This is a genomic window from Kingella sp. SNUBH-2017, from assembly GCF_028680565.1.
GTDB classification, from domain to species: Bacteria; Pseudomonadota; Gammaproteobacteria; order Burkholderiales; family Neisseriaceae; genus Kingella_D; species Kingella_D pumchi.
The window spans coordinates 36721-48563 of sequence record NZ_JAPHVK010000003.1; the positions used below are offsets into that span (position 1 = coordinate 36721).

Consider the following 11843-nt stretch of genomic DNA (forward strand, 5'->3'; position numbering starts at 1 on the left):
AAGGCAGCCTGAAAGCGGCAGCGGGCGCATCCCCGAAAGATTGTCCGCCGGCGGCAAGGGCGGTATTATCCGCGCTTTTGTCCGCCACCGATTGCCATGCCGATACGCACGCATTACGACAATCTCCACATTAGCGCCGATGCCGACGCCGAAACCGTCAAGCAGGCCTACCGCCGGCTGTCGAAACAGTACCATCCCGACCTGAACCCCGATCCGGATGCCCACCGCATCATGCAGCTGATCAACCAGGCCTATGAGGTGCTGTCCGACCCCGAACGGCGCGCCGAACACGACCGCTGGATTGCCGAGCAGCAGGCGCGGCAGAAAGTGGCTGAAGTACGCATTACCGTGCAGCGCCAGCCCGCTGCGGCACCCGCTGCCGCCAGCACGCCGCCGCAGCCGGCTGCAGCCGCCGCGCCTACCAAGCAGCAAAAACGCTTGACGGCCGCGCTGCTGGCGGTGGCGGTGGTAATGGCCGGCGCCCTGCTGGCGTGGCAGTTGTCGCTGTTTTGGTCGGGTAGCAACGATGAGACCGCCCAAGATGACGCTTCTGCCGTCGCAGGCAGCCTGAAAGAAACGGCTCCCGCACCGCAGCCGCTGCAAGGCCGCATCGACCAGCCCGGCGGCGACGGCATCGAAATGTCGGAAATGCAGCCTGAAAACCCGCCCGCTGATGCCCAACCGCAGCAGCAGCCCGAATTGGCCGCGTTTCCCCCCGCGGGCGAGAACTATATCCGCCCCGCCACCGCCCCCAACGGTGCTCCGTGGCCGAAAACTTCGGGCTATATCGGCGGCTATCCGCAGTTTTCAAAACAGGGCAGTTACCGGATTTTCGTTGACAATATCCGCAATTCTTCCGACGTTTTCGCCGAGCTGATGCACGAAGGCCAGCCCATCCGCACTTTCTTTATCGAAGAGCGCAGCCAGCTGGCTTTGGAAAAACTCGATGCCGGCGAATACCGCATCCGCTACCGCCAGCTCGACAACGGCGAAGAAATCTCCAGCGAAACGCTGAATGTCGGCGGTAAAAACAGCGAAGCCACCGTTTATCTGCAGCGCGCCAAAGAGCGCCCCCTGTAAATGCCGCCAGACTGAAAAGCCCAGAAAAACATCCCGCTAAGGCAGCCTGAAAATTTTCAGGCTGCCTTTCGTGGCAATAATGCAGCATTTTGCCGAGATTGCCGCCGCACATCGGCCGCGATGCTGGACACTTATGCCAAATGCAGGCACAATCGCCACGCTTAACGCAGTTTGATGTTTGTCAAATTTCTTGCGGGTTTCGCAAACTCGCTGCGTTGCATATATCTATTAAATTCATTGAGTAAGGAGTTGAAAATGCCGCAACTTAAACTTTCCGTCGGCGGAATGTCCAGCAAACAAGACGGCGATCGTTTGGTCGAACAGACTTCCGGTGTTGCCGGTGTGCGTTTCGTCAATGCCAACCATGAAGAAGGCTATGTCGTCATCACCCACGGCGATGGTTTCGATGTCGAAGCCTACAAAGCTGCCGCCAAAGCCGCTGGCTTTACTGCCTGATTAGCTTATTTCCGATAGCAAACGGTTCCGTAAAACGGAACCGTTTTTATTTGTGAACGCATGTAAAATTTTCACCGCCATATACTTGACTGATTTACTCGGGTATCGGATAATCCGCCGCCATAAGAACAGCACCGAACCACCCAGAAACACATCATGCGTCTCACCACCAAAGGACGCTTTGCCGTAACCGCCATGCTTGATTTGGCGATGAATGCACAAGGCAATGCCGTCAAACTCAATGCCATCAGCGAAAGACAGAGCATCTCTCTTTCCTATCTGGAGCAGCTTTTCAGCAAACTGCGCCGCGCAGGTTTGGTTGAAAGCATCCGCGGCCCCGGCGGCGGCTATATTCTCGGTCGCCCCGCAGATTCCATCAATATCGCCCAAATCATCACCGCAGCCGAAGACCGGCTGGATGCCACGCTGTGCAGCGGTCAGGAAAACTGCCACGGCGGTGCCCGCTGCCTGACGCACAATCTCTGGGAAAACCTTAACCATACCATCAACAGCTATCTGAGCAGCGTAACGCTGGCCGGGCTGCTGGAGCAGGAGCAAAGCAAACAGAGCGAACAAACCGTAACCCTTACCCACATTTACTAACCCGAGAACACACGACAACAAGAGACCACACCATGACCGTAAAAATCCCCGTTTATCTCGACTACGCCGCCACCACCCCTGTTGACAAACGCGTGGCGGAAAAAATGATTCCCTACCTGACCGAAACCTTCGGCAACCCCGCATCCAACAGCCACAGCTTCGGCTGGGTGGCCGAAGAAGCGGTGGAAGAAGCCCGCGCCAATATCGCCGCGCTGATCAACGCCGATCCCAAGGAAATCGTCTTCACCAGCGGCGCCACCGAGTCCGACAACCTCGCCATCAAAGGCGCGGCAAACTTCTACAAAACCAAAGGCAAACACCTCATTACCGTCAAAACCGAACACAAAGCCGTGCTCGACACCATGCGCGAACTCGAACGCCAAGGTTTCGAAGTAACCTATCTCGGCGTGCAGGAAAACGGTTTGATTGATTTGGAAGAACTCAAAGCCGCCATCCGCGACGACACCATCCTGATTTCCGTAATGTGGGTGAACAACGAAATCGGCGTCGTGCAAGATATTCCCGCCATCGGCGAAATCTGCCGCGAACGTAAAATCATCTTCCACGTTGATGCAGCCCAAGCCTGCGGCAAAGTGCCTGTTGACGTAGAAGCCGCCAAAATCGACCTGCTGTCCATGTCCGGTCATAAAGTGTACGGTCCCAAAGGTATCGGCGCGCTGTACGTCCGCCGTAAACCCCGCGTCCGCCTAGAAGCCCAAATGCACGGCGGCGGCCACGAACGCGGTTTCCGCAGCGGCACCCTGCCCACCCACCAAATCGTCGGCATGGGCGAAGCTTTCCGCATCGCCAAAGAAGATTTGGCAAAGGATATGGCGCACTACCGCAAACTGCGCGACATCTTCCTGAAAGGCATCGAAGGTATCGAAGAAGTCTATATCAATGGCGATCTCGAACACCGCGCGCCTAACAATCTCAACGTCAGCTTCAACTACGTCGAAGGCGAAAGCCTGATTATGGCAGTTAAAGAACTCGCCGTATCCAGCGGCTCCGCCTGTACCTCCGCTTCGCTCGAACCCAGCTACGTCCTGCGCGCGCTCGGCCGCAACGACGAACTGGCGCATTCCTCCCTGCGCATCACCTTCGGCCGCATGACCACCGAAGAAGAAGCCGCCTATGCCGCCGAGCTGATCAAATCCAAAATCGACAAACTGCGCGAACTCTCGCCGCTGTGGGAGATGTTTAAAGAAGGCATCGATTTGGAATCAATCGAATGGGCGGCGCACTGATTTCAGGCAGCCTGAAAACCGTAACCGGCAAACAAACATAACTCGTTATAAGGAAACCACATCATGGCATACAGCGACAAAGTCATCGACCATTACGAAAACCCCCGCAACGTCGGCACATTCGACAAAGACGACAGCGACGTCGGCACCGGCATGGTGGGCGCGCCCGCCTGCGGCGACGTGATGCGCCTGCAAATCAAAGTGAACGACCAAGGCATCATCGAAGACGCCAAATTCAAAACCTATGGCTGCGGCTCCGCCATCGCATCGTCGTCGCTGGTAACCGAGCTTCTGAAAGGCAAAAGCCTGGATGAAGCGATGGCCATCAAAAACAGCGAAATTGCCGAAGAGTTGGAACTGCCGCCAGTAAAAATCCACTGCTCGATTCTGGCTGAAGACGCGGTAAAAGCGGCAGTAGCCGACTACCGAAAAAAACGTGATGCCTGATTTTTTCAGGCTGCCTGAAGATGCAGTATCCCTTTCAGGCAGCCTGAAAAGGCTTTAAGCACATCTCTATTAAAGGCACGGACGGTAAAAATACCGGCCGTGCCTTTGCTGTTTTGTACCACATGCGCCGCTTAAACGTTTTCGCTATAAGCCGGCAGGCAGCCTGAAAAGTTTTGTATGTTTCGGTAATCTTGTGTTGGATGCCTGATTTTATCGGCCTTAAAGTAGTTTTTTGTTTGAGACGACGGAAAAAAGATAAAAAAAATTTGAAATTTAGTTGCGTAAAATTAGCGTTATAGCCTAATCAATTTTGAAATCGGCCAAATGCGCCGCTTTTGGGCTTGTTTGCTGCGGCAAAATGAATTACATTCCATTACACAATTATGCCAGGTTGTACAAAGGCAGAGAAAAATAGAGGATTGATGGCGCTTGCCATAACGCAGACAGCTTCAGATACGGGCGGTCTGCGTCATTTTTTGTTTTCTCTTTTTCCCCCGCCGCAAGTACCGGCAGCCTGAAAACGGCTGTGCGGGCCAAGGCGGCCGGCTGGTACAATACGCGCTTTTTTTTCAGGCTGCCTGCAATGTATCTGTGGCTTAAATTCCTGCATCTGTTTTTTATCGTTTCCTGGTTCGCCGGCCTGTTTTACCTGCCGCGTATTTATGTAAATCTGGCGATGGCCGACAGCGAAAGCGAATATGCGCGCCTGCTGCTGATGGCGCGCAAACTGTTTAAATTTATGACACCGTGGGGCATCGGCGCGCTGCTGTGCGGATTATTGATGCCGCTGACACAAACCGCTTTTGCCGGCTGGATTTACGCCAAAATCGCACTGGGGCTGCTGCTGCTGCTTTATCACGGCTGGTGCGGCCTGCTGCTGGCCGCTTTTTCCCGCCGCCAAAACCGCCACAGCCACCGCTGGTACCGCGTGTTTAACGAACTGCCGGTGCTGGCGCTGATTGCTGCGGTATATCTGGCCGTTTTCAAACCGTTTTAACTTTCAGGCTGCCGGAGCAAACGCATGAGCCATATCGAAATCGAACGCCGCTTTCTTATCCGCAACGACAGCTGGCGCCAGCTTGCCGGTGAGCCGCAGCGGCTGGAGCAGGGCTATATGAGCGTCGATCAGGCCTGCAGCGTGCGCGTGCGCCTGTGCGGCGAGCAGGCGTGGCTTACGGTTAAGGGATATATTTCCGATCTGTCGCGCAGTGAGTTCGAATATCCGGTGCCGCCGGCAGACGCGCGGCAGATGCTCGCCCTATGTCCGTTCCGCTTGCAGAAACTGCGCTACCGCATCGCGCTTGACGGCGCGGTATTTGAAATCGACGAATATCTGGGCGACAACGCCCCGCTGCTGCTGGCGGAAATCGAGCTGCCCCACGAAAACGCCGCCTATCCGCAGCCGGAATGGCTGGGGCGCGAAGTCAGCAGCGATCCGCGTTTTACCAACGCCTATCTGAGCAAGCACCCCTATCCGCAATGGATGGATCAGGAGTAAACGCAGCCAGACGGCATTCAGGCAGCCTGAAAAGCTTTCAGGCTGCCTTTTTTACTTCACTTTGATTTACCCGCCCAGCTTTTGCAGCAGGCTTACCAAACCGGTTGCACAGTTTTCGGCTTTGGCTTGGACTTCTTCGCGGCTGTACAGTGCGGGCGAAGTACCGTGGAAATAGAATGGGTCGATATAGCGCATTTGCGTGTAATAGGCGGTTTGTTCGAGATTTTTGCAAAACTCCAATACCCGAAAATGTGCCAAGCCGTCGGCGCGGTAGTCTTCTTCGGGCGAGCCGACGGTAAAGCTGGGCACAAAATTCCGGCCTTTGAGTTTGTCGCCGTCGCGGCCGTAAGCAAAACCGTAGGTAAACACGCTGTCAAAATACTGCTTGAGAATCGCGGGCATGTTGTACCAGTAAAAAGGGTATTGGAACACCACAGTTTGGTGGCGCAGCAGCGCCTGCTGCTCGGCGGCGGCATCAATGCGGTAATCGGGGTAAAGGGAGGCCAAATCGCGCACTTCGATATCGGGCAGCACCGCCTGCAGATGCGCCAGTACGGCTTTATTGGCAACGGAGCGGGCAAAATCGGGATGGGCTAAAATAACGAGAGCCATGTTTTTCTCCTAAAACATATCGACATTGGGCTTTTGAGACGGGTTTCGCAGAGCAGCTTGTTTTGCTGCAAAGCGCGGCGATTGTAGGCACGCGCGCAGCCGAGCGGCAATAACTATCCTTTTAAACAGGTATCCCAAAATGAAAACAGAATGCCGCAGCGGCGCCTTCGCTTACAACGGCAAAATCTATCCCTGCACGCTGAGCGTGGCCATGGATCTGGTCGGCGGCAAATGGAAGGCCGTTATCCTTTACCACCTGCAGGAGGGCAGCAAACGCTTTGGCGAGCTGCACAGCCACCTGCGCGATGCCACCGAAACCATCTTAAGCCGGCAGCTCAAGCAGCTGGAGCACAGCGGACTGGTTTCGCGGCGGGTTTACGGCAGCAAACCGCCCCTGCGCAGCGAATACGCGCTAACCGAGTTCGGCCGCAGCTTCCTGCCGGTATTGGCGGCGCTCACCGAATGGGGCAACCGCGCGGTAATCGAGCGCGGCAGCTTTATCGATCCCCAGGCGCCGGCAGAAAGCGGTTAAACGGCCGCAAGCAGCCAAGCAGCCTGAAAACGATATTGGAGTTGCGACGTGCTTCGCTATACAATCGCCCGTTCCGTCCCTAAGGAGAACCCCATGCCCGGCTATTTTGAATTATTCGGCCTGCCCGAGCGTTTCGAGCTTGACGATGCGGCGCTGGAGGCGCGCTACCGCACGCTGGCAGCGCAGTTTCATCCCGACCGTACCGCGGCGGCTTCGGCTTTTGAGCAGCGGCAGGCGGTGATGATGGCGTCGGCGGTCAATCAGGCGTATCAGGCGCTGAAAGACCCGCTGGAGCGCGCCGCCTATCTGCTGGAATTGCGCGGCATTAACGCCGATGCGCCCGAGCATACGGCTTACGCGCCGGAGTTTCTGATGCAGCAGATGGAATGGCGCGAGCAGCTGGCCGATGCCGCGGCGGCGCAGGATGCGGCGGCGATGCGTTCGCTGGATCAGGAAATTGCCCAAGTGCAGGACGGACTCTACCGCGAATTGGCGGACGCTTTTGCCCAGAGCCGTTTCGAGCCGGCAGCGGACTTGCTGCGCCGCGGCCGTTTTCTGGCGAAAATGCGGCAGGAAGTGTATGCGGCGCTGCCCGAATAGGCAGCCTGAAAACCCCGGCACAACGCACAAACAAAAACCGCTTTCAGGCTGCCTGAAAGCGGTTTTGGCGTTTAAGACGGATTTACAGCACCGCCAGCGCGGCATCGTAATCCGGTTCGTTGGCAATTTCCGGCACCAGCTCGACATGCAGCACTTTGTCTTGTTCGTCTAGCACAATCACCGCGCGGGCGGTCAGGCCGCGGATCGGGCTTTCGGCCATCAGTACGCCGTAGTCGCGGGCAAAACTGCTGCGAAAGCTCGACAGGGTCAGCACTTTGTCCAAACCTTCGGCGCCGCAGAAGCGGGCTTGGGCAAAGGGTAGGTCGGCGGAAATGCACAGCACGACGGCGTTTTCCAGCGACGATGCGCGTTGGTTAAACGTGCGTACCGACTGGGCGCAGACGCCGGTGTCGATGCTGGGAAAAATATTCAGCACTTTGCGCTGGCCGGCAAAATCGGCCAGCGTTTTGTCGCTCAAATCGGCGGCGGCCAGCGTGAAGGCGGGCGCGCTTTGGCCGACGGCGGGCAGTTGCCCTTCAACGCGGGCGGGTGTGCCGCGAAAAGTAACTTGAGACATGCTTAATCCTTTCGGAAAGTGGTGGAAAACGCTGGCAGCATAATGTGTTCGGCCGCCCTTGCCAAGCGGCGGCGAAATGTTTTTCAGGCTGCCCCAATGGTGCGGGCAGCCTGAAAAGTCTGGGTTAGCGCTGGCGGGCTTTAAAGCGCGGGTTGGATTTACAAATCACATACACCTTGCCTTTGCGGCGGACGACTTGGCAGTCGCGGTGGCGTTGTTTGGCGGTTTTGAGTGAAGAGAGTACTTGCATTATTTGTCCTTTTTCAGGGCAGACATCATGCCTGCGTAGCGTTGGTTGAACTGGCTGGCGCGGCCTTCGCGGTTGTGCTCGCGCTGCTTGCCGGTATAAACCGGATGGCTGGCGGCGGAAGTGTCGAGCAGAAATACCGGATATTCTTTGCCGTCTTCCCACTGCATGGTTTTGCTGGTGGGGGCGCAAGAGCGGATCAGCCAGCCGGTTTGGGCGCCGCTGTCGTAAAACAGCACGGTGCGGTAGTTTTCGGGGTGGATGCCGGGTTTCATGGTTTCTCCTGTGGTTAAACTTGTTATAGTATAACACGATAAATTTGTGCGCGGCAAATTGGTGTGTAAAGAAGAAAACGCTTAAAAAGCAAAAACGGTTTACAAAAAATTACACTATTTGATGCAGGTCAAAATCCCTGAAAACAATAGGGCTATACTGTAAACGTTAGGTTGTAACAAATCACATAGGAGAAAATCATGTCCAAGCATCCTTCCTGGGTTTTGCTGCCTTTATCACTGGCCTGCGCCTGCGCGTTTGCGGATACCGGCGATGAAGGGGAGAGCCAAGAGCTGAATCCGGTTGTGGTCAGCGGCACGCCGACCGGCAAGGCCAATTCGGTGCAGTTCAACCCCAAAACATCTATCCAGCCGCTTCCTGCCAACGACGGCGCCAGCGTGCTGCAGTCGGTGCCCAATATGAGCATTATCCGCAAAGGCGGCAGCTCGGGCGATCCGTTGCTGCGCGGCTTGGGCGGCTCGCGGTTGAGCATTCAGGCCGACGGCCAGTTTATCTACGGCGGCTGCGGCAACCGCATGGATCCGCCCACCGCCTATATTTTCCCCGCCTCTTTCGACAAAGTGATTGTAACCAAAGGCCCGCAGAGCGTTAGCGAAGGCATGGGCATGGTGGCCGGTTCGGTGCGTTTTGTGCGCAAAACGCCGCCCAAGGCCGAAGAACTCAAAGCGCACGGCAATGCCGGCCTGACCGTGGGCAGCTTTGACCGTTTCGACATCTTCGCCGATGCCGAGCTGAACAACCGCTACGGCTATCTGCGCGCCAATGCCAGCTACAACAAATCCGGCAATTACCGCGATGGCGACGGCAACCGCGTCCACTCGCACTTCAGCCGCCACAACCAAATGCTGCAACTGGGCGTTACCCCCACCGAAAACACCGTGCTTTCTGCCGGCTACGAGCGCAGCCGCGGCGAAGCGGCCTACGCCGACCGCATGATGGACGGCAGCAAATTCGACCGCGACGCCTGGACGCTTAAAGCCCAACAGCGCAGCCTGACTCCGTGGCTCAGCGAAATTTCCGCCAGCTACGGCCGCAGCAAAGTCGATCACATCATGGACAACTACACCATGCGCCGCCGCGCGCCCAATATGCGCGCCCTGATCAATCCCGAGCGCATCGTCGATACCGCCCAGTTGCGCGCCACCATGAACTGGAGCGCCCTCGAGCTGCAAACCGGTCTCGACTGGACGCACGACCGCCACAACAGCCGCATGGCCAACGGCATGATGCGCATTAGCGGTGCCAATGTCGATCGTCTGTCGTCCTTCCCCTTTGTTGGCGACCAAGACTTCCGCCAATACGGCCTGTTTGCCGAAGCCACGCTGGCACCCAAAGCCGGCAGTAAAGTAATCGGCGGCCTGCGCTACGACCGAGTTAAAGCCGAATACTTGCGCAAACTCGCCCCCGCCGATCCCGACGCGCTCTACAACGCCCACCGCAACCAAACCTACAATCTGAAAGCCGCTTTTGCCCGCTACGAACAGCAGCTGGGCGAGTCCGGTAAATACTATGTTGGCCTCGGCATGGCCGAGCGCGCGCCGGACTACTGGGAGCGCAACCGCTCCTACCGTCTCAAAGCCGAGCGCAACACCCAGCTGGACACCGGCTACCAGTTCCAAAGCGGCAATGTCCAAGGCTCGGTATCGCTGTTTGCCGGCCACATCAAAGACTTCATTTTGGTTAAAGACGCCAGCGCAGACAACGTAAAAGCCGTACGCTACGGCGGCGAAGCCGAAGGCAAATGGAAATTCGCCCGCAACTGGGAGCTGGGCGGCAGCCTAGCCTACACCTACGGCAAAAACCGCAGCGACAGCCTGCCGCTGGCGCAAACCCCGCCCTTGGAAGCCAAAACCTTCCTGAACTGGGATAACGGTACCTTCAGCGCCGGCGCCCTGTGGCGCGTGGTGGCCGCACAGAAACGCTACGCCCGCGGCCAAGGCAACATCGTCGGCACCGACATCGGCCCGTCCGCCGGCTTCGGCGTGTTGTCGCTCAACGCCGGCTGGCGCTTCCACAAACAGGCCGTACTGCAGGCCGGCGTGGACAATGTGTTCAACAAAACCTACGCCGAGTTTGTCAGCAAGGGTGGCAACCCCGCCGCCGGTACCCAGACCATCCGCGTCAACGAACCCGGCCGCCAAGTCTGGCTGCGCCTGCAGGCCAGCTTCTAAGCGCGCGTAAAACCGCCGCCGTATGGTTTCCCATGCGGCGGCGGTTTATATCGGCAATAAGTCAAAAGCAGCCTGAAAACTTTTCAGGCTGCTTTTGTGCTGTCGTTTGCCTTGTCTTCCACCTAAATGCCGGCACTCGAAAAAGCAGCCTGAAAGCAGTAGCAAAAGTTTTTCAGGCTGCCTTTGGGTTTCAAACCAGGCAGCCTGAACCTTTCAGGCTGCTTTTGTACTGCCGTTTGCTGGTTGTTCATCCCAAACTGCCGGCATTTGAAAAGTAGCCTGAAAGCCAAAAGGCAGCCTGAAAACAGCATCAGACGATTTTCAGGCTGCCTTTGTGGGATTCAAACACAAAAGCAGCCTGAAAAAAAAAACGCGCCCTGCAAACGGGGCAGGGCGCATCTTGGATAAAAAGCGAAAGGCTTAGGCCAGCGGCAGGCGGACGGTTTCGCCGAACATGGCGCGGGCGGTGTTGAGCATCTGGCAGGAGAAGCCCCATTCGTTGTCGTACCATGAAAAGACTTTGACCAGATTGCCTTGTGAGACTTTGGTTTGGGTGGCGTCAAACACGCTGGCGTGGCTGTTGTGGTTGAAGTCGCCGGAAACCAGGGGCAGGGTGTTGTAGCCGAGTATGCCTTTCAGGCTGCCTTCGGATGCGGCTTTGATCAGCGCGTTGACTTCTTCGACATCGGTGTTGCGGCCGGCTTCAAAAGTGAGATCGACCAGCGAAACATTGATGGTGGGCACGCGGATAGCCAGGCCGTCGAGTTTGCCCTGCAATTCGGGCAGCACCAGGCCGAGCGCTTTGGCGGCGCCGGTTTTGGTGGGAATCATGTTCTGCATGCCGCTGCGGGCGCGGCGCAGGTCGGAGTGGCGCACGTCGGTGAGCACCTGGTCGTTGGTAACGGCGTGGATGGTGGTCATCAGGCCTTTGTTGATGCCCAGCGCATTGTGCAGGGTTTGGGCGACGGGTGCCAGGCAGTTGGTGGTGCATGAGCCGTTGGACACCACGGTCATGCCGGGGTTGAGTACCTGATGGTTGACGCCGTAAACCACGGTGGCATCGACATCGCCTTTGCCGGGAGCGGAAATCAGCACTTTTTTGGCGCCGGCATCCAGATGGACTTGGGCTTTTTCCTTGCTGCAAAAAGCGCCGGTGCATTCCATTACCAGATCGACATCCAGCGCTTTCCACGGCAGCTCGGCCGGGTTGCGGGTGGAGAAGAAGGGGATTTTGTCGCCGTTGATCAGCAGATTGCTGCCGTCTTCTTCAACTTTGGCGGCAAAGCGGCCGTGCACGGTGTCAAACTGGGTTAGATGGGCGTTGGTGGCCAGATCGCCGCTGCCGTTGATGGCGACGATTTTGAGTTGGTCGCCCAAACCGTATTCGTAGATGGCGCGGACAATTTGACGGCCGATGCGGCCGTAGCCGTTGATGGCGATTTTGATAGACATGAGTGTTTCCTTGACGGGTTGCGGACA

Annotated in this window: 15 protein-coding genes; 10 read left to right on the forward strand and 5 right to left on the reverse strand. The window is 57.0% G+C overall.

Annotated elements, in window-relative coordinates:
* Window positions 1-96: 96 nt before the first annotated feature.
* The 7 genes from OP500_RS03595 to OP500_RS03625 all read left to right on the forward strand — a co-directional run bounded on the left by OP500_RS03595 (window position 97) and on the right by OP500_RS03625 (window position 5331).
* Window positions 97-1080 carry a J domain-containing protein gene (locus OP500_RS03595; protein WP_238746220.1) on the forward strand — a complete coding sequence of 328 codons (984 nt, stop codon included), beginning with the start codon at window positions 97-99 and terminating at the stop codon, window positions 1078-1080.
* A gap of 255 nt (window positions 1081-1335) precedes the next feature.
* Window positions 1336-1536, forward strand: coding sequence for a hypothetical protein (locus OP500_RS03600; protein ID WP_238746218.1), 201 nt, complete (start codon window positions 1336-1338; stop codon window positions 1534-1536).
* A 156-nt stretch (window positions 1537-1692) separates the two neighbouring features.
* Window positions 1693-2139 carry a Fe-S cluster assembly transcriptional regulator IscR gene (gene iscR, locus OP500_RS03605; protein WP_238746216.1) on the forward strand — a complete coding sequence of 149 codons (447 nt, stop codon included), beginning with the start codon at window positions 1693-1695 and terminating at the stop codon, window positions 2137-2139.
* A gap of 32 nt (window positions 2140-2171) precedes the next feature.
* Window positions 2172-3386 (forward strand): IscS subfamily cysteine desulfurase, encoded by a 1215-nt coding sequence (locus OP500_RS03610; protein ID WP_238746215.1) that lies wholly within the window; start codon window positions 2172-2174, stop codon window positions 3384-3386.
* A 63-nt stretch (window positions 3387-3449) separates the two neighbouring features.
* Window positions 3450-3833, forward strand: coding sequence for a Fe-S cluster assembly scaffold IscU (gene iscU / locus OP500_RS03615; protein ID WP_238746213.1), 384 nt, complete (start codon window positions 3450-3452; stop codon window positions 3831-3833).
* Between the two features lie 583 nt (window positions 3834-4416).
* Complete coding sequence (locus tag OP500_RS03620; protein WP_238746211.1) at window positions 4417-4830, forward strand: CopD family protein; 414 nt, start codon at window positions 4417-4419, stop codon at window positions 4828-4830.
* Between the two features lie 24 nt (window positions 4831-4854).
* Window positions 4855-5331 (forward strand): CYTH domain-containing protein, encoded by a 477-nt coding sequence (locus tag OP500_RS03625; protein ID WP_238746210.1) that lies wholly within the window; start codon window positions 4855-4857, stop codon window positions 5329-5331.
* 66 nt (window positions 5332-5397) lie between these two features.
* Here the strand turns inward: OP500_RS03625 and OP500_RS03630 are convergent, their stop codons facing one another.
* Window positions 5398-5943 (reverse strand): NAD(P)H-dependent oxidoreductase, encoded by a 546-nt coding sequence (locus OP500_RS03630; RefSeq protein WP_238746208.1) that lies wholly within the window; start codon window positions 5941-5943, stop codon window positions 5398-5400.
* 139 nt (window positions 5944-6082) lie between these two features.
* On the opposite strand from OP500_RS03630, the gene OP500_RS03635 reads away from it, so the two are divergent.
* Both OP500_RS03635 and hscB read left to right on the forward strand, forming a co-directional pair.
* Window positions 6083-6475 (forward strand): winged helix-turn-helix transcriptional regulator, encoded by a 393-nt coding sequence (locus OP500_RS03635; RefSeq protein ID WP_238746206.1) that lies wholly within the window; start codon window positions 6083-6085, stop codon window positions 6473-6475.
* 93 nt (window positions 6476-6568) lie between these two features.
* On the forward strand, window positions 6569-7075 hold the full coding sequence (gene hscB, locus OP500_RS03640) for a Fe-S protein assembly co-chaperone HscB (protein WP_238746204.1): 507 nt from the start codon (window positions 6569-6571) through the stop codon (window positions 7073-7075).
* An 82-nt stretch (window positions 7076-7157) separates the two neighbouring features.
* Here hscB and tpx read toward each other — a convergent pair whose 3' ends face one another.
* From tpx to OP500_RS03655, 3 genes are all read right to left on the reverse strand, one after another.
* Window positions 7158-7652, reverse strand: coding sequence for a thiol peroxidase (gene tpx, locus OP500_RS03645; protein ID WP_238746202.1), 495 nt, complete (start codon window positions 7650-7652; stop codon window positions 7158-7160).
* A gap of 124 nt (window positions 7653-7776) precedes the next feature.
* Window positions 7777-7902, reverse strand: coding sequence for a type B 50S ribosomal protein L36 (gene ykgO, locus OP500_RS03650; protein ID WP_238746201.1), 126 nt, complete (start codon window positions 7900-7902; stop codon window positions 7777-7779).
* Window positions 7902-8174 (reverse strand): type B 50S ribosomal protein L31, encoded by a 273-nt coding sequence (locus OP500_RS03655; RefSeq protein WP_238746199.1) that lies wholly within the window; start codon window positions 8172-8174, stop codon window positions 7902-7904. The genes ykgO and OP500_RS03655 overlap by 1 nt, the downstream gene beginning before the upstream one ends.
* 198 nt (window positions 8175-8372) lie before the next feature.
* Between OP500_RS03655 and OP500_RS03660 the strand changes: the two genes are divergently transcribed.
* Complete coding sequence (locus OP500_RS03660) at window positions 8373-10364, forward strand: TonB-dependent copper receptor (protein WP_274070205.1); 1992 nt, start codon at window positions 8373-8375, stop codon at window positions 10362-10364.
* A 420-nt stretch (window positions 10365-10784) separates the two neighbouring features.
* Here OP500_RS03660 and gap read toward each other — a convergent pair whose 3' ends face one another.
* Window positions 10785-11816 (reverse strand): type I glyceraldehyde-3-phosphate dehydrogenase, encoded by a 1032-nt coding sequence (gene gap, locus OP500_RS03665; RefSeq protein WP_238746196.1) that lies wholly within the window; start codon window positions 11814-11816, stop codon window positions 10785-10787.
* Window positions 11817-11843 lie beyond the last annotated feature (27 nt).